General features: G+C 51.4%; 16 protein-coding genes. 6 read left to right on the plus strand and 10 right to left on the minus strand.

What is annotated here, in order from left to right; genetic code table 11:
- Nucleotides 1-20 precede the first annotated feature (20 nt).
- Nucleotides 21-248, minus strand: coding sequence for a hypothetical protein (locus ACJHYR_RS10645; protein WP_064225960.1), 228 nt, complete (start codon nt 246-248; stop codon nt 21-23).
- Between the two features lie 68 nt (nt 249-316).
- Complete coding sequence (locus tag ACJHYR_RS10650) at nt 317-1,261, minus strand: Rpn family recombination-promoting nuclease/putative transposase (RefSeq protein ID WP_000339900.1); 945 nt, start codon at nt 1,259-1,261, stop codon at nt 317-319.
- Between the two features lie 273 nt (nt 1,262-1,534).
- On the opposite strand from ACJHYR_RS10650, the gene panD reads away from it, so the two are divergent.
- On the plus strand, nt 1,535-1,915 hold the full coding sequence (gene panD, locus ACJHYR_RS10655) for an aspartate 1-decarboxylase (protein ID WP_000621515.1): 381 nt from the start codon (nt 1,535-1,537) through the stop codon (nt 1,913-1,915).
- 3 nt (nt 1,916-1,918) lie between these two features.
- Here panD and ACJHYR_RS10660 read toward each other — a convergent pair whose 3' ends face one another.
- From ACJHYR_RS10660 to ACJHYR_RS10675, 4 genes are all read right to left on the minus strand, one after another.
- Nucleotides 1,919-3,148 (minus strand): polysaccharide deacetylase family protein, encoded by a 1,230-nt coding sequence (locus ACJHYR_RS10660; protein WP_059328306.1) that lies wholly within the window; start codon nt 3,146-3,148, stop codon nt 1,919-1,921.
- Nucleotides 3,149-3,211: 63 nt separating this feature from the next.
- Nucleotides 3,212-3,652, minus strand: a complete 441-nt coding sequence (locus ACJHYR_RS10665) for a PTS sugar transporter subunit IIA (RefSeq protein ID WP_000901998.1) — start codon at nt 3,650-3,652, stop codon at nt 3,212-3,214.
- 104 nt (nt 3,653-3,756) lie between these two features.
- Nucleotides 3,757-4,527 carry an ABC transporter permease gene (locus ACJHYR_RS10670; RefSeq protein ID WP_000972203.1) on the minus strand — a complete coding sequence of 257 codons (771 nt, stop codon included), beginning with the start codon at nt 4,525-4,527 and terminating at the stop codon, nt 3,757-3,759.
- Nucleotides 4,524-5,450 (minus strand): ABC transporter ATP-binding protein, encoded by a 927-nt coding sequence (locus ACJHYR_RS10675; RefSeq protein ID WP_072837377.1) that lies wholly within the window; start codon nt 5,448-5,450, stop codon nt 4,524-4,526. Before ACJHYR_RS10675 ends, ACJHYR_RS10670 begins: the two co-directional genes overlap by 4 nt.
- Nucleotides 5,451-5,558: 108 nt before the next feature.
- Between ACJHYR_RS10675 and can the strand changes: the two genes are divergently transcribed.
- Complete coding sequence (gene can / locus ACJHYR_RS10680; protein ID WP_000651599.1) at nt 5,559-6,221, plus strand: carbonate dehydratase; 663 nt, start codon at nt 5,559-5,561, stop codon at nt 6,219-6,221.
- 40 nt (nt 6,222-6,261) lie between these two features.
- On the opposite strand, the gene hpt is transcribed toward can, so the two are convergent.
- Entirely contained in the window at nt 6,262-6,798 is a 537-nt protein-coding gene (gene hpt / locus ACJHYR_RS10685; RefSeq protein ID WP_000683335.1) for a hypoxanthine phosphoribosyltransferase, read from the minus strand.
- 205 nt (nt 6,799-7,003) lie between these two features.
- Here hpt and gcd point away from each other — a divergent pair, with 205 nt between their 5' ends.
- The gene (gene gcd, locus ACJHYR_RS10690) at nt 7,004-9,394 is read left to right on the plus strand and encodes a quinoprotein glucose dehydrogenase (protein WP_014639062.1); all 2,391 of its coding nucleotides are present in this window, start codon (nt 7,004-7,006) and stop codon (nt 9,392-9,394) included.
- Nucleotides 9,395-9,440: 46 nt separating this feature from the next.
- Here the strand turns inward: gcd and cueO are convergent, their stop codons facing one another.
- Nucleotides 9,441-10,991 (minus strand): multicopper oxidase CueO, encoded by a 1,551-nt coding sequence (gene cueO / locus ACJHYR_RS10695; protein WP_001189621.1) that lies wholly within the window; start codon nt 10,989-10,991, stop codon nt 9,441-9,443.
- A 165-nt stretch (nt 10,992-11,156) separates the two neighbouring features.
- Here cueO and ACJHYR_RS10700 point away from each other — a divergent pair, with 165 nt between their 5' ends.
- The 3 genes from ACJHYR_RS10700 to speD all read left to right on the plus strand — a co-directional run bounded on the left by ACJHYR_RS10700 (nt 11,157) and on the right by speD (nt 13,286).
- Nucleotides 11,157-11,504: a YacC family pilotin-like protein gene (locus ACJHYR_RS10700; protein ID WP_014639061.1), complete on the plus strand. Its 348-nt coding sequence runs from the start codon at nt 11,157-11,159 to the stop codon at nt 11,502-11,504.
- A 105-nt stretch (nt 11,505-11,609) separates the two neighbouring features.
- The gene (gene speE, locus ACJHYR_RS10705; RefSeq protein WP_000818425.1) at nt 11,610-12,476 is read left to right on the plus strand and encodes a polyamine aminopropyltransferase; all 867 of its coding nucleotides are present in this window, start codon (nt 11,610-11,612) and stop codon (nt 12,474-12,476) included.
- Nucleotides 12,477-12,491: 15 nt separating this feature from the next.
- Nucleotides 12,492-13,286, plus strand: a complete 795-nt coding sequence (gene speD, locus ACJHYR_RS10710; RefSeq protein WP_000734287.1) for an adenosylmethionine decarboxylase — start codon at nt 12,492-12,494, stop codon at nt 13,284-13,286.
- 37 nt (nt 13,287-13,323) lie between these two features.
- Here the strand turns inward: speD and yacL are convergent, their stop codons facing one another.
- Both yacL and acnB read right to left on the minus strand, forming a co-directional pair.
- On the minus strand, nt 13,324-13,686 hold the full coding sequence (gene yacL / locus ACJHYR_RS10715) for a protein YacL (RefSeq protein ID WP_000384304.1): 363 nt from the start codon (nt 13,684-13,686) through the stop codon (nt 13,324-13,326).
- Nucleotides 13,687-13,882: 196 nt separating this feature from the next.
- The gene (gene acnB / locus ACJHYR_RS10720; RefSeq protein ID WP_001303793.1) at nt 13,883-16,480 is read right to left on the minus strand and encodes a bifunctional aconitate hydratase 2/2-methylisocitrate dehydratase; all 2,598 of its coding nucleotides are present in this window, start codon (nt 16,478-16,480) and stop codon (nt 13,883-13,885) included.
- Nucleotides 16,481-16,539 lie beyond the last annotated feature (59 nt).

Below are 16,539 nucleotides of genomic sequence, written 5' to 3' on the forward strand. Positions count from 1 at the left end.
TTATTCATATCGTAGACAACTTAGTTAGAGTTAATTAGCTTATCAACCTCTGTAAGAGATAAAGTTGCCATCTCTGCAACGTCTTCCCGAGACATTCCTTTACTCAGAAGACGCTGGGCCAGCCTTACCTTCCGGAGTCCCTCTTTATATCCCTTCTGAAATCCCTTCTGAAATCCCTTCTGAAATCCCTTCTCTTCAAACCACTGCGCCAACGTCTGCCTGGTTTCTCTCCGTGTCTTTATTTCCATATGTTCCCTTAATTATCTGGTCAGTTAACAATAACAATTATCTGGCTATAACTGATAATGCAGACAACTTAGTTAATCAGCTTATCAATCTCGGCAAGGGGTAAATTTGCCATCTCTGCAACGTCTTCCCGAGACATTCCTTTACTCAGAAGACGCTGGGCGAATTCCTGACTTACTTCCTGTGTTACTTCCTGTATTACCTCTTGTCTTACCTCTTGTCTTACCTCTTGTCTTACCTCCTGTCTTCCTTCCTGTCTTCCCCTCTCTTCAAACCACTGCGCCAGCGTCATCATAGACTCCCCTCCCGTTTCCCTGTCTCTCAGCACACCATAAAACAAATCCGCTTGTTCAGTATGACCGCGTTGCAGCATATAGTTTTGCATGGCAACTAACTGACTTCCGCTAGTGTACCCTTCGTCAATCAGCGTGACCAGTTGCTCCAGCAATAACATTAAGTCGCGCTGGCGAATATGTTTTTGCAGTAGTTCGAGAATCGCAATCCGCCGATGCTGCATGATTTCGTCATCCGGTGTGATGGTGATATCCACCAGCGGGAAAGGGTTGTTGTAAACGCGTCGCGCCAGCTCCGGCGAGTAAAACATATCAAACCAGCACATTGAGAGCGGATAAGGTGTGGCCTCGCCCTGATAAAACAGAATCGGCACCACCAGCGGCAGCTTATCGTGATCCGCCTCCAGATGCCGGTGCATGGCAGCAATAGAATAACGCATCATGCGAAAGGCCATTTTCTTATCCGGCTTGCTTTGATGTTCAATCACCACATGCAAATAACCGGGATTACCCTGCATTTGCACGGAATAGAGCACGTCAGTGCTGTGCCCTTTCAGGCTTTCCTCAATAAAACTCCCCGACTCAAGATGCAGCGTGTCGAGGTCACACAGTTCGCGTAGCTCCGCTGGCAAATGGATATCCAGAAAGTCACGAGCCGTTTCCGCATGCATTAAAAATTGTTTAAATACCGCGTCATGCGGTGTGGTACTCGGTGCATCCATCTTCCCTGCCTTCCGTGTTGTCTTGCGTGAAGGCAGTATCCAGTCAAAGCGCGCCGTCGTCAGCCGCCTCTTTATTGTTTACCGAGCAGCGTTCAGAGAAATTTCAATTGGTTACAGGCGTTACATGGCACGCTTCGGCACGGTACGCAAACTGCTGATGCAAATGCCGTCAGATGAGTAGACACTAAACAAAAATCGGGCAATACTGCGTGAGAATTTCCTCAAAGCAGGCATCGCCTGCTTCGTTAACGACAGGGTAGAAAGGTAGAAGTTATGATTCGCACGATGCTGCAGGGCAAACTCCACCGCGTGAAAGTGACTCATGCGGACCTGCACTATGAAGGTTCTTGCGCCATTGACCAGGATTTTCTTGACGCAGCCGGTATTCTCGAAAACGAAGCCATTGATATCTGGAATGTGACCAACGGCAAGCGTTTCTCCACCTATGCCATCGCGGCAGAACGCGGTTCGAGAATTATTTCCGTTAACGGTGCGGCGGCCCACTGCGCCAGCGTCGGCGATATTGTCATCATCGCCAGCTTCGTTACTATGCCAGATGAAGAAGCTCGCACCTGGCGACCCAACGTCGCCTATTTTGAAGGCGACAATGAAATGAAACGTACCGCGAAAGCCATTCCGGTACAGGTTGCTTGATTGTTATCCCTGCGGCTGGTTACTCACCAGCCGCGACATCGTCTCCAGCGAATCCGTTCTTAAGATATAAAGTCGTTTTAGTAACAACGGATTATCCCCCGGTTTTACTTTGCCTTTCATGGTTGTCACCGCCAGGTGAAATCCGGCATCGTTTGCTGCCTTCACGGCTTTGTCATTAAAGCCGCCAAACGGATACGAAAGATACCAGACATGCGGATTAAATTGCGCCAGAGCGCGGCGTGAACGTGAAAAATCAAACAGAATATTATGCTCACTACGGCTCAGTAATATGGGTCGGCGATAACCATCCACACGATGCAAAAAATGGGTATGTGACTGGAAATCAAATACATCGCGAATTTCGTTAAGTTCAGAAACGCTCATAAATTGCAGCGATTTTGGGTCCCACTTCTGCGGGTGACGTTTGATGCGCGAGGTAACAATAAACGCCGTCGCCTTCATGCCATATTGTTTCAACACAGGATACGCATAGCGGCTCACCGATTTGAGGCCATCATCAAAGGTAATCACCACCGCTCGCGCAGGGAGATTGATCTTATTCTTCACGTAACCTTCCAGCTGCACCATACTCAGTGTCGTGTATCCCCTGTCGCGCAGCCAGGCCATCTGGTTATTGAAAGCGCGTACCGAGGTGGTCGTCGAAGTATGGCGAAAACGGGTGTTTTCTTCGTCGCGCAGAATATGGTGATAGGTTAGCACCGGCAGGCCATTATCGGGTTGGGCATCCAGCGCGCTGATATAGGCCAGCCGATCGCCAATACGGATCTGATACCAGGTTTGATTTAACCTGTCTTTCATTTTATGCAAAATTGGGTAGCGCAAATTGTCCGCCAGTACCCCAAACGGCGCACTGCCCGCACTCGGCGCGTTGTAGACCGGCGTATCTTTCCAGGTTATTAAGTTCTGATTACTCAGCGGCTTGTTGAGGTCACCCAAACCATCTTCAACTTTTTGTCGCCCCTGAACCGGCTCGAGATGCCCTTTATCGATAAACCCTTTACCAAAGCCAAAATTAAATGCGTAATAACTTGCGGCAGTGGGCTCCACGGCAATGATTTGCCCGGCCCGAATATTCCCCACGGTCACCATCTTGTCGCCAATTTGCGCCCAGACCGCAGCATTTTCGATGGTTTGCATATAACGGGCAGGTAACGCGGCACTGACGCTTGCGGTAAACAGCATCAGCAGGAGAATAACAGCTTGTTTGTACATGAAAAAATAACCGAGGGTGAAACAACGCGTTTATTGTAGCAAAAGCGTCATCAGAATCGCGGGTTAATACTCATACAAATTATGTTTGAGGACGAAAGGCGGATTTTTTTGTTGCTGGTGCCAAAGACTACTCACCTCCGGCGCACCCAGTTCGACAATACGCTCGCGAAACTCTGCGCTGGATAACGTTTCACGGTAGACCAGCATCTGCTCAATTAACGGTAACGTGACGCCAGAAATCACTTCGCAACGGGAGTGTTTGTGGCTTAATAATGAAGCCACGCGGTACGGCGGCGCTCCGGCTATATCGGTTAAGAAGATGACACCTTCACCAGAGTCCGCTTCATGCAGAGCATCGCACATCATGCGGCTGAGCATATTAGAGCTTAATCCGCGCCAAAAATTCACGGCCCGGCACTGAAGAAGCACCCCATGTTTTTTCTCCAGCGCATCCAGTATCTCTTGCGCCCGGTCATCGTGACAGGTAATTACCCAACCTAACATCGCCTTCCTCCTTAGCCGAAAATCAGTCTACCCTGACCATTGTTGATAAAGGGTGATAGCCGTCAAAACTCCTCTCCCCCAAATCCAGAGGAGAGGAAATAGCCTTAGCTACGCAAACCACGTCCACGTTGGATCAGCGACCAACAGATCAAATAAAACGCCACAATAAAGACCACCAGTACGCCAAAGGTAGTGACCAGCGGAACATCATTGATACCGAGGAAGCCGTAGCGGAAACCACTGATCATATAAACGATTGGGTTCAGGTGCGACAGCCCTTGCCAGAACGGCGGCAACAAAGTCAGTGAGTAAAAGACCCCGCCCAAATACGTAAGTGGCGTTAACACAAAGGTTGGCACCAGGCTGATGTCATCGAACGTTTTGGCAAACACGCCGTTCAGCAAACCCGCAAGGGAGAACAACACCGCCGTGAGCACCAGCGTTAAAGCGACAAATACCCACGAATGCACCTGAAACGGCACAAAAAACAGTGAAATTGCCGTCACCAGAATGCCAACAAACAGACCTCGCGCCACGCCACCGCCGACATATCCGGCAATAATGACGTGAGTCGGAACCGGCGCTACCAGCAGCTCTTCAATATTACGCTGGAACTTGGCACCAAAAAATGATGACGCGACGTTAGCGTAGGCGTTGGTGATCACCGACATCATGATCAGCCCCGGTACAATGAACTGCATGTAGCTGAAGCCATGCATATCGCCAATACGCGAACCAATCAGGTTACCGAAAATAATAAAGTAAAGGGTCATGGTGATGACTGGCGGCACCAGCGTCTGCACCCAGATACGCATAAAGCGATGGATCTCTTTCGCCCAGATGCTTTTTAGCGCCACCCAGTAAAGATGCATCATGCGCGATCTCCTTGTTTTTCATTAACCAGTGAAACAAACAGCTCTTCCAGACGGTTAGCTTTGTTACGCATACTTAATACCTGAATGCCCTGCTCACTTAACTGCGTAAATACGCTGTTGATCCCCTGCTCACGCAGCACTTCAACTTCCAGCGTCGCGGTATCGACCAGTCGATACTGATAGCCATCGAGCTTCGGTAACGGGCTTTTCGGTGCGAGATCGAGAATAAAGGTTTCTGATTTCAGCTTCGCCAGCAGCGCCTTCATCGAGGTATTTTCCACCAGCTCACCGTGTTGAATAATGCCGATATTGCGGCACAGCATTTCTGCTTCTTCCAGGTAGTGTGTGGTGAGAATGATGGTGGTGCCTTTGTCGTTTAAATCCTTCAAAAAGCCCCACATTGAGCGGCGAAGTTCGATATCCACGCCTGCGGTCGGTTCGTCGAGAATCAGTAGTTTAGGTTCATGCATTAACGCACGGGCAATCATTAAACGGCGCTTCATCCCGCCAGATAACATGCGCGCACGTTCGTTGCGTTTCCCCCATAGATCGAGCTGTTTAAGATACTTTTCGCTGCGGATGTACGCTTCTTTGCGCTCCACACCGTAGTACCCTGCCTGATTCACCACAATTTGCTGTACGGTTTCAAACGGGTTGAAGTTAAATTCCTGCGGCACCAGTCCCAACTGACGTTTAGCGTTCACGACATCCTTCTCGAGATCGTAACCAAATACGCTGACCCGCCCGGAGGTTTTATTTACCAGAGAGCTGATAATACCGATAGTGGTCGATTTCCCGGCCCCGTTCGGCCCGAGAAGTGCATAAAAATCACCCGATTCGACCTGCAAATCTATTCCACGAAGCGCCTGAACGCCGCCTGAATAGGTTTTTTTAAGCTGTTGAAGTTCCAGTGCAATGGTCATAAATTTTTACTTACCTTACGTTCTTACACTTTATCTGTGGTTTAAATCGTCCCGGAGTTGCCCTATATTAGCCAAACGTAATTATTTGGTTACAGGTCGTTAACCTCCATGAAAGACATAGATACACTCATCAGCAACAATGCACTATGGTCAAAAATGCTGGTGGAAGAGGATCCCGGGTTTTTTGAGAAACTGGCACAAGCGCAAAAACCGCGCTTTCTATGGATTGGATGTTCCGACAGTCGCGTTCCTGCAGAACGTTTAACCGGTCTTGAGCCGGGCGAACTCTTTGTTCACCGTAATGTTGCTAACCTGGTCATTCACACTGACCTGAACTGCCTTTCCGTGGTTCAGTATGCAGTGGATGTACTCGAAGTTGAACACATTATTATCTGTGGCCACTACGGTTGCGGCGGCGTACAAGCCGCAGTTGAAAACCCGGAACTGGGGCTTATCAACAACTGGCTGCTGCATATCCGTGATATCTGGTTCAAACATAGCTCATTGCTCGGCGAAATGCCGCAAGAGCGCCGTCTGGATACCTTGTGTGAACTGAACGTCATGGAACAGGTGTATAACCTGGGCCACTCCACCATTATGCAATCAGCGTGGAAACGCGGGCAGAAAGTCACCATTCACGGCTGGGCCTACGGCATTCACGACGGCTTGCTGCGTGATCTGGATGTCACAGCGACCAACCGCGAAACTCTTGAGCAACGTTACCGTCACGGGATTTCCAATCTCAAGCTGAAACACGCCAACCACAAATAAAAATGCCATGCCGGATGCAACACATCCGGCAACTTCACACTTACTCGTCCAGCAGAATCACTTTGCCGATATACGGCAGATGACGGTAACGCTGTGCGTAATCAATGCCGTAGCCCACCACAAACTCATCCGGGATCGAGAAACCGATGAATTCTACCGGGACGTTCACTTCACGACGGGACGGTTTATCCAGCAGCGTACAAATCGCCAACGACTTCGGTTCGCGCAGGCTTAAGATCTCACGCACTTTCGACAGTGTATTACCCGAGTCGATGATATCTTCAACAATCAGCACGTCCTTGCCACGGATATCTTCATCCAGATCTTTGAGGATTTTCACATCACGGGTGGTGGACATGCCGCTACCGTAGCTGGAGGCGGTCATAAAATCGACTTCATGAGATACCTGAACTTCACGACACAGGTCCGCCATAAACATAAATGAGCCACGCAGCAGACCCACCAGCACCATATCGCTGCCGCTGTCTTTGTAACGCTCAGTAATCTGACGACCCAGTTCGGCGATACGCGCTTTAATCTCCGCTTCGGGGATCATTACTTCTACAGTATGTTTCATATCTCTAACCATATGATTTAAAAACAAATCACTTCGCACGGGCAGGTTTTGGCACCGCAACAAAGCGCAAGACACGCAGTATACCAGTAAAACTATTCATTCGCGGAATCTGTTAATAAAGCTCGAATTGTGATGACGATCACACATGTTAAAACCTATAATTAATTGCTACTAAAATATTAATGAATTGAAATGGTGTCTCTTTATGGCAATTAACAATACAGGCTCGCGACGATTACTCGTCACGCTAACAGCCCTTTTTGCAGCGCTTTGCGGGCTGTATCTACTCATTGGCGGAGGCTGGCTGGTCGCGATTGGCGGCTCCTGGTACTACCCTATCGCTGGCCTTGTGATGCTCGGCGTCGCCTGGATGCTGTGGCGCAGTAAACGCGCCGCGCTTTGGCTATACGCCGCCCTGCTGCTCGGCACCATGATTTGGGGCGTCTGGGAAGTTGGTTTCGACTTCTGGGCGCTGACTCCGCGCAGCGACATTCTGGTCTTCTTCGGCATCTGGCTGATCCTGCCGTTTGTCTGGCGTCGCCTGGTCATTCCTGCCAGCGGCGCAGTTGCCGCTCTGGTGGTGGCGTTGCTGATTAGTGGCGGAATCCTCACCTGGGCGGGATTTAACGATCCGCAGGAAATCAACGGCACCTTAAGCGCCGATGCCACACCTGCCGAAGCCATCTCACCGGTTGCCGATCAGGACTGGCCTGCGTATGGTCGCAATCAGGAAGGTCAACGCTTTTCGCCGCTGAAACAGATTAACGCCGATAACGTCCATAACCTGAAAGAAGCCTGGGTGTTCCGTACAGGCGATGTGAAACAGCCGAACGATCCGGGCGAAATCACCAATGAAGTGACGCCGATTAAAGTGGGCGACACCCTTTACCTGTGTACCGCTCACCAGCGCCTGTTTGCGCTCGATGCCGCCAGCGGCAAAGAGAAATGGCATTACGATCCTGAACTGAAAACCAACGAGTCTTTCCAGCACGTAACCTGCCGTGGCGTCTCTTATCATGAAGCCAAAGCAGAAACGGCCTCGCCAGAAGTGATGGCGGATTGCCCGCGTCGTATCATTCTTCCGGTCAATGATGGTCGCCTGATTGCGATTAACGCTGAAAACGGCAAGCTGTGCGAAACCTTCGCTAATAAAGGCGTGCTCAATCTGCAAAGCAATATGCCGGACACCAAGCCGGGTCTGTATGAGCCGACTTCGCCGCCGATTATCACCGATAAAACCATCGTGATGGCCGGTTCAGTCACCGATAACTTCTCAACCCGCGAAACGTCTGGCGTGATCCGTAGTTTTGATGTCAACACCGGGGAGCTGCTGTGGGCTTTTGATCCGGGCGCGAAAGATCCGAACGCAATCCCGTCTGACGAACACACCTTTACCTTTAACTCACCAAACTCGTGGGCACCAGCGGCCTATGACGCGAAGCTGGATCTGGTCTATCTGCCGATGGGCGTGACCACGCCGGATATCTGGGGCGGTAACCGCACACCGGAACAGGAACGTTATGCCAGCTCGATTCTGGCGCTGAATGCCACTACCGGGAAACTGGCGTGGAGCTACCAGACCGTTCATCACGACCTGTGGGATATGGATCTTCCGGCACAGCCGACGCTGGCGGACATCACCGTTAACGGTCAAAAGGTTCCGGTCATTTATGCTCCAGCGAAAACCGGCAACATTTTTGTGCTCGATCGTCGTAATGGTGAACTGGTGGTTCCGGCCCCGGAAAAACCGGTTCCCCAAGGTGCTGCCGAAGGCGATTACGTAACCCCAACTCAACCGTTTTCTGAACTGAGCTTCCGTCCGACGAAAGATTTGAGCGGTGCGGATATGTGGGGAGCCACCATGTTTGACCAGCTGGTGTGCCGTGTGATGTTCCATCAGATGCGCTATGAAGGCATTTTCACACCGCCATCTGAACAGGGTACGCTGGTCTTCCCGGGCAACCTGGGGATGTTCGAATGGGGCGGGATTTCCGTTGATCCGAATCGTGAAGTGGCAATTGCCAACCCAATGGCACTGCCGTTTGTTTCGAAACTGATCCCGCGCGGTCCTGGCAACCCGATGGAGCAGCCGAAAGATGCCAAAGGCACGGGTACGGAATCCGGCATTCAGCCACAGTACGGTGTACCGTATGGTGTCACGCTCAACCCGTTCCTCTCACCGTTTGGTCTACCATGTAAACAGCCAGCATGGGGTTATATCTCGGCGCTGGATCTGAAAACCAATGAAGTGGTGTGGAAGAAACGTATTGGTACGCCGCAGGACAGTATGCCGTTCCCGATGCCGGTTCCGGTGCCGTTCAATATGGGTATGCCGATGCTGGGCGGGCCAATCTCCACAGCGGGTAACGTACTGTTTATCGCCGCTACGGCAGATAACTACCTGCGCGCTTACAACATGAGCAACGGTGAAAAACTGTGGCAGGGCCGTTTACCAGCGGGTGGTCAGGCTACGCCAATGACCTATGAAGTGAATGGTAAGCAGTATGTGGTGATCTCCGCAGGCGGTCACGGTTCATTTGGTACGAAGATGGGCGACTATATTGTGGCTTATGCGCTGCCGGATGATGTGAAGTAACCATAATGCCCGGAGAGATCCGGGCATATTTCCGAATACGGTCTTTTTATACCGTAAACCCTAACATCATCCCCGTATCTTCATGCTCCAGCAGATGGCAGTGCGCCATATAAGCATGTTCTTTCGGTGCATCGTGATTAAACTTCACCAGCACTTCGCTGACATTACCTTCTACCTTAACGGTATCTTTCCAGCCCGCGCGATGAGCGGCTGGCGGTTTGCCATTTTCTGACAAGATACGGAACTGCGTACCGTGGATATGGAACGGATGCAGCATCATGTCGCCCACGCCAGAGATAACCCAACGTTCGTATTGCCCTTTCGCCGCCGCAAACATCGGCTTGTTCATATCAAACGCCTGACCGTTGATTTTATTGGCATGGTGGAAATCGAACTTCCCGCCGTGGTTCATATGATTCATATTGCCATGCCCCATATGCCCCATCATCTGGCTGTGATCCATCCCGGCCATCGCCTGATCGCCATATTTCTCCATCAGCATCTGCATCCCCATCATATCGAGCATCGGGTCCATAGAGAGTTGCAGCTTACGTACCGTCAGCCCTTCCAGCGAAGGTAATGCTGGCAGGCTACTTAATGTGTCTGGCAAAGCACCGGAGGCACTAATAGCAATCGGCTGAATCCGCATTACCGGATGCGGCTTATCAAAAGGCGCAATCGCCATTCCCATCTGGCTGACCGGCAGCGTCACCAGGTCAAAGGGGGTGTTGTCGTTAACCTCCACCAGCACTTCAAAACGCTCGCCCATCAGCACGGGAAGCTCGCTCACCTTCACCGGTTCAGGTAGCAGACCACCGTCGCTGGCAATCACATACAGCGGGCGATTGTCGCTGGTGGCGAAATTGAGCGAGCGGGCGTTACAGCCATTGAGCAAACGCAGGCGCAGCCAACCACGCGGGGCAGCGTGTTGTGGGTAGATTGCACCGTTGGTCAGCAACGTATCGCCAAACCAGCCCACGGCGGCGGTCATCACATCCAGTTGATAATCAATCTGCCCGTCAGCGCTAAATTTCTTATCCTGAACGATCACCGGAACATCATCGATACCCCACTGTTTTGGCAACATTAATTTCAGGATCTCGTCATCTTCAATCACCACCAGACCAGCCAGCCCCATCGCCACCTGTCGCCCGGTCTTGCCATGTTGATGTGGATGGAACCAGCAGGTAGCGGCAGGTTGATCAACGTTCAACGTCACCGAGCGCTTGCCACCTGGCGGAATGATTCCCTGCGGGCCGCCGTCGACTTCACCCGGTACTTCCAGCCCGTGCCAGTGCAACGTCGTCTCTTCCGTCAGTTGGTTATAGATATCAACCGTTACCGCTTTGCCGCGCTGTAATTTCACCGCCGGCCCCAGCAGATTGCCGTTATAGCCCCAGGTAGTTGCAGTTTTCTCGCCAAAGGTGGACTGACCTGCGCCAATAGTTAACTGAATGCGATTACGGGCATCGGTCGTGAGCAAATCAGGGATCGGTAACGTTGGGCGTTCCGCCGCAAATACTGCGCGGCTCCACAGCGGTAAGGCTGAAGCCACGCCCAGCGCGACGGAATATTTTAAGAAATCACGACGTTGCATAGTTATTTCCTTATTCTTAAGCAGGCGAAACAAAATCAAACGTTGAGCATAGTCCTTCCCCTTACGGGAAGGTCAAGCCGCAGACACAATTTAATCGACAATAATGGTCGTCGCCTCGCTCGCAGTGTGCTAACGTTTATCTTCTTTAAGCCCCTGGTAGAAGCAATGAAGACGTTTTTCAGAACAGTGTTATTCGGCAGCCTGATGGCCGTCTGCGCAAACAGTTACGCGCTCAGCGAGTCTGAAGCCGAAGATATGGCCGATTTAACGGCAGTTTTTGTCTTTCTGAAGAACGATTGTGGTTACCAGAACTTACCTAACGGGCAAATTCGTCGCGCACTGGTCTTTTTCGCCCAGCAAAACCAGTGGGATCTCAGTAATTACGACACCTTCGACATGAAAACCCTCGGTGAAGACAGCTACCGCGATCTCAGCGGCATTGGCATTCCCGTCGCTAAAAAGTGCAAAGCCCTGGCTCGCGATTCCTTAAGCCTGCTTGCCTACGTCAAATAATCCCTGATACCTTTTTGTAGAAATATTGACCGTGCATCCGCGGTCAATGTTAGCTATTATGTTGCGCCCTTTTTTTACGGGTGTTAACAAAGGAGGTATCAACCCATGGCCGAAAAAAAACAGTGGCATGAAACGCTACACGACCAGTTTGGGCAGTACTTTGCGGTAGATAACGTTCTGTATCATGAAAAGACCGATCACCAGGATCTGATCATTTTTGAGAACGCTGCATTTGGCCGCGTAATGGCGCTGGATGGCGTAGTACAAACCACCGAGCGCGACGAGTTTATCTATCATGAGATGATGACCCATGTTCCGCTACTGGCCCACGGTCACGCGAAACATGTGCTGATTATCGGCGGCGGCGACGGTGCCATGCTGCGTGAAGTGACCCGACATAAAAACGTTGAGTCAATCACGATGGTGGAAATCGATGCGAGTGTCGTGTCGTTCTGCCGTCAGTATCTACCCAACCATAACGCTGGTAGCTACGACGATCCGCGCTTTAAACTGGTGATCGACGATGGCGTCAATTTCGTTAATCAAACCAACCAGACTTTTGATGTCATTATCTCCGACTGCACCGATCCTATCGGTCCCGGCGAAAGTCTGTTCACCTCAGCATTTTATGAAGGTTGTAAACGCTGCCTGAATCCTGGCGGTATCTTCGTCGCACAAAACGGCGTCTGCTTTTTACAGCAGGAAGAGGCTATCGACAGTCATCGCAAACTCAGCCATTACTTCAGCGACGTTGGCTTTTATCAGGCGGCGATCCCGACCTATTACGGCGGCATCATGACCTTTGCATGGGCGACAGATAACGATGCCTTACGCCATCTCTCAACCGAAATTATTCAGGCGCGTTTTCTCGCTTCTGGCCTGAAATGCCGTTATTACAATCCGGCAATCCATACGGCAGCTTTTGCCTTACCTCAGTATCTGCAAGACGCACTGGCTTCACAGCCGTCCTAAGGAGAAGATAAGAAATTGAAAAAACTGAAACTGCATGGCTTTAATAATCTGACCAAAAGTCTGAGTTTTTGTATTTACGATATCTGCTACGCCAAAACTGCCGAAGAACGCGACGGTTATATTGCTTATATCGATGAACTCTATAATGCCAACCGTCTGACCGAAATCTTGTCAGAAACCTGTTCCATTATCGGGGCCAATATTCTTAACATCGCCCGCCAGGATTACGAACCACAGGGTGCCAGCGTCACTATTCTGGTGAGTGAAGAACCGGTTGACCCGAAACTCATCGACAAAACAGAACACCCCGGCCCACTGCCAGAAACGGTCGTTGCCCATCTCGATAAAAGTCATATTTGCGTACATACCTACCCGGAAAGTCATCCTGAAGGCGGTTTATGTACCTTCCGCGCCGATATTGAAGTCTCTACCTGCGGCGTGATTTCTCCGCTGAAGGCGCTGAATTACCTGATCCACCAGCTTGAGTCCGATATCGTAACCATTGATTATCGCGTGCGCGGTTTTACTCGCGACATTAACGGTATGAAGCACTTTATCGACCATGAGATTAATTCGATTCAGAACTTTATGTCTGACGATATGAAGGCGCTGTATGACATGGTGGATGTAAACGTCTATCAGGAAAATATCTTCCATACCAAGATGTTGCTTAAAGAGTTCGACCTTAAGCACTATATGTTCCACACCAAACCGGAAGATTTAACCGACAGCGAGCGCCAGGAAATTACCGCTGCGCTGTGGAAAGAAATGCGCGAGATTTATTACGGGCGCAATATGCCCGCTGTTTAACGGCTCTGGCGGAGCTCGCGGGCTCCGCCAGATTTATTTACTTTTGCTGCACGAAATTACGATAAGCAGCCACCACCTGCAGAAAATCCTCAACGCCGCATAGCGACAGGCTTTCTTCGTCGTAGTAGTTCATCCCCTCTTCCATTTCATCGCCAGCGAATTCCAGTTGATTAGCGCGAACCATCACTTCTTCGCCGTCCATCCATAGCGTGTACTCATGCCCTGCCCGCTGCCAGGAACGTTCGCTACCTTTGAGCGTGCGCGCGGCGTCTTCTACTTCATCAAGCAAGGCCAGGTTTTCTTTCACCTCTTCGTTAAACCAGTGCCCGACCACTTCATGCCCCATGGACATACGCACCTTTACCACTCCGGTAATATCACGCAGAAATTCGTAATCCATAGTGTGTTCCTCTGCTCCCGGCAATGCGCCATTACTGCATTGCACCTTAGGTTTAATTATCGCAGCACTATGCAAGATTAAAAGGTGGAAAAGAATAAGGAATAAAAATAAACCCCCTTTCCTTGAGCAGAAAGGGGGTTTAAAGAAGTGTTACTTGTCAGGTATTCAGGAGAACACCTGAGCTATTTTCAGGCTGTTACACCGCAGTCTGGAAAATCACCCCGTCCGCTTTTTCGGTGTACTGAGAAAGCTGGTTGAAGTTCAGGTAACGGTAAGTATCAACGGCAGTTTTATCCACCTGTGCCACGTAGGTCTGGTACTCTTCCGGCGTCGGTAGTTTGCCAATCAGCGCCGCAACAGCAGCCAGTTCCGCAGAAGCCAGGAAGACATTCGCGCCAGTACCCAGACGGTTCGGGAAGTTACGGGTAGAGGTGGAAACCACCGTCGCACCGTCTGCTACACGCGCCTGGTTACCCATACACAGGGAACAGCCAGGGATCTCGATACGCGCACCGCTCTTACCGAAGACGCTGTAGTAGCCTTCTTCGGTCAACTGCGCGGCGTCCATACGGGTTGGCGGTGCCACCCACAGGCGGGTCGGCAACTGGCCTTTATGCGCATCCAGCAGTTTACCCGCAGCACGGAAGTGACCGATGTTGGTCATGCAGGAACCGATAAACACTTCGTCGATCTTCTCACCCTGTACCGCAGACAGCGGACGTGCGTCATCCGGATCGTTCGGAGCACACAGGATTGGCTCTTTAATATCCGCCAGATCGATGTCGATCACTGCCGCGTATTCCGCATCTGCATCGGCTTCCAGCAGCTCAGGATTCGCCAGCCATTTTTCCATGCCCTGAATACGACGTTCCAGGGTACGACGATCGCCGTAACCTTCCGCGATCATCCACTTCAGCAGGACGATGTTGGAGTTCAGGTATTCGATGATCGGTTCTTTGTTCAGCTTGATAGTACAACCAGCGGCAGAACGCTCGGCGGACGCATCGGTCAGCTCAAAGGCCTGCTCAACTTTCAGATCCGGCAGACCTTCAATTTCCAGAATGCGACCAGAGAAGATGTTTTTCTTGCCTTTCTTCTCAACGGTCAGCAGACCTTGTTTGATCGCATACAGCGGAATAGCGTGTACCAGATCGCGCAGGGTGATGCCCGGCTGCATTTTGCCTTTGAAGCGCACCAGAACGGATTCCGGCATATCCAGCGGCATTACGCCTGTTGCGGCTGCAAATGCCACCAGACCAGAACCCGCCGGGAAAGAAATGCCGATCGGGAAACGGGTATGGGAGTCACCACCGGTACCGACGGTATCCGGCAGCAGCATACGGTTCAGCCAGGAGTGGATTACGCCGTCACCCGGACGCAGCGACACACCACCACGGTTCATAATGAAGTCCGGCAGCGTGTGGTGCGTGTTCACGTCAACTGGCTTCGGATACGCCGCGGTGTGGCAGAAAGACTGCATCACCAGGTCAGCCGAGAAGCCCAGGCACGCCAGGTCTTTCAGTTCATCACGGGTCATCGGGCCGGTGGTGTCCTGGGAACCTACAGAAGTCATTTTCGGTTCGCAGTACGCGCCCGGACGAATGCCTTTCACGCCGCAGGCACGACCTACCATTTTCTGCGCCAGCGAGAAGCCGCGGTCGCTCTCAGCGACATCTTTCGCCTGACGGAACACATCGCTGTGCGGCAGACCAAGTGCTTCACGCGCTTTGGTGGTCAGGCCACGCCCGATAATCAGCGGAATACGACCACCGGCACGCACTTCATCAATCAGCACGTCGGTTTTCAGTTCGAAGGTCGCCAGCAGTTCGCCGGTTTCGTGGTTACGCACTTCACCTTTGTACGGGTAAACGTCAATTACGTCACCCATGTTCAGGTTAGAGACGTCCACTTCAATTGGCAGTGCACCCGCATCTTCCATCGTGTTAAAGAAGATGGGTGCAATTTTACCGCCGAGGCACAAACCACCGCCGCGTTTGTTCGGCACATGTGGAATATCATCGCCCATAAACCACAGAACGGAGTTCGTGGCGGATTTACGCGATGAACCCGTACCCACAACGTCACCGACGTACGCCAGCGGGAAACCTTTCTGTTGCAGAGCTTCAATCTGTTTGATCGGACCAACAACACCAGGCTGATCTGGCTCAATACCTTCACGGGCGTTTTTCAGCATCGCCAGCGCGTGCAGTGGGATATCCGGGCGTGACCACGCATCCGGTGCCGGAGAAAGGTCATCGGTGTTGGTTTCGCCTGTGACTTTGAAGACGGTAACGGTCAGTTTTTCAGCCAGTGCCGGGCGATTCAGGAACCATTCGGCATCCGCCCAGGACTGCATTACCTGCTTCGCATATTCGTTGCCTGCTTTGGCTTTCTCTTCTACGTCATAGAAGTTATCGAACATCAGCAGCGTGTGAGAAAGTGCTTTGGCAGCGATCGGTGCCAGTTTGGCATCATCCAGCGCGTCGATCAGCGGATGAATGTTGTAACCACCCTGCATAGTGCCCAGCAGTTCGATGGCTTTTTCCGGAGTCAGCAGTGGGGATTTGGCTTCGCCTTTCGCGACAGCAGCCAGGAAGCCTGCTTTGACATAGGCGGCTTCATCGACGCCAGGGGGAACACGGTTGGTTAACAGATCTAACAGGAATTCTTCTTCGCCCGCGGGCGGGTTTTTCAGCAGCTCTACAAGTGCGGCCATTTGGTTTGCATCCAGGGGTTTGGGCGCAATCCCCTCAGCGGCACGCTCAGCTACGTGCTTACGGTATTCTTCTAGCACGACGGTTCTCCTCGCTCTCATTGTCATAGTGCGGCAGGCGATTCTCTTCACGCTCCTGT

This window comes from Escherichia sp. WS1450 (assembly GCF_046487395.1).
In the GTDB taxonomy this organism is placed as follows: domain Bacteria; phylum Pseudomonadota; class Gammaproteobacteria; order Enterobacterales; family Enterobacteriaceae; genus Escherichia; species Escherichia coli.

What these genes read in the sequence shown, in the direction of transcription:
- cueO (WP_001189621.1), bottom strand. Translation starts at nt 10,991, where the DNA reads ATGCAACGTCGTGATTTCTTAAAATATTCCGTCGCGCTGGGCGTGGCT.
- panD (WP_000621515.1), top strand. Translation starts at nt 1,535, where the DNA reads ATGATTCGCACGATGCTGCAGGGCAAACTCCACCGCGTGAAAGTGACT.
- ACJHYR_RS10675 (WP_072837377.1), bottom strand. Translation starts at nt 5,450, where the DNA reads ATGACCATTGCACTGGAACTTCAACAGCTTAAAAAAACCTATTCAGGC.
- ACJHYR_RS10700 (WP_014639061.1), top strand. Translation starts at nt 11,157, where the DNA reads ATGAAGACGTTTTTCAGAACAGTGTTATTCGGCAGCCTGATGGCCGTC.
- ACJHYR_RS10650 (WP_000339900.1), bottom strand. Translation starts at nt 1,261, where the DNA reads ATGGATGCACCGAGTACCACACCGCATGACGCGGTATTTAAACAATTT.
- ACJHYR_RS10660 (WP_059328306.1), bottom strand. Translation starts at nt 3,148, where the DNA reads ATGTACAAACAAGCTGTTATTCTCCTGCTGATGCTGTTTACCGCAAGC.
- ACJHYR_RS10670 (WP_000972203.1), bottom strand. Translation starts at nt 4,527, where the DNA reads ATGATGCATCTTTACTGGGTGGCGCTAAAAAGCATCTGGGCGAAAGAG.
- ACJHYR_RS10665 (WP_000901998.1), bottom strand. Translation starts at nt 3,652, where the DNA reads ATGTTAGGTTGGGTAATTACCTGTCACGATGACCGGGCGCAAGAGATA.
- hpt (WP_000683335.1), bottom strand. Translation starts at nt 6,798, where the DNA reads ATGAAACATACTGTAGAAGTAATGATCCCCGAAGCGGAGATTAAAGCG.
- gcd (WP_014639062.1), top strand. Translation starts at nt 7,004, where the DNA reads ATGGCAATTAACAATACAGGCTCGCGACGATTACTCGTCACGCTAACA.
- ACJHYR_RS10645 (WP_064225960.1), bottom strand. Translation starts at nt 248, where the DNA reads ATGGAAATAAAGACACGGAGAGAAACCAGGCAGACGTTGGCGCAGTGG.
- can (WP_000651599.1), top strand. Translation starts at nt 5,559, where the DNA reads ATGAAAGACATAGATACACTCATCAGCAACAATGCACTATGGTCAAAA.
- yacL (WP_000384304.1), bottom strand. Translation starts at nt 13,686, where the DNA reads ATGGATTACGAATTTCTGCGTGATATTACCGGAGTGGTAAAGGTGCGT.
- speE (WP_000818425.1), top strand. Translation starts at nt 11,610, where the DNA reads ATGGCCGAAAAAAAACAGTGGCATGAAACGCTACACGACCAGTTTGGG.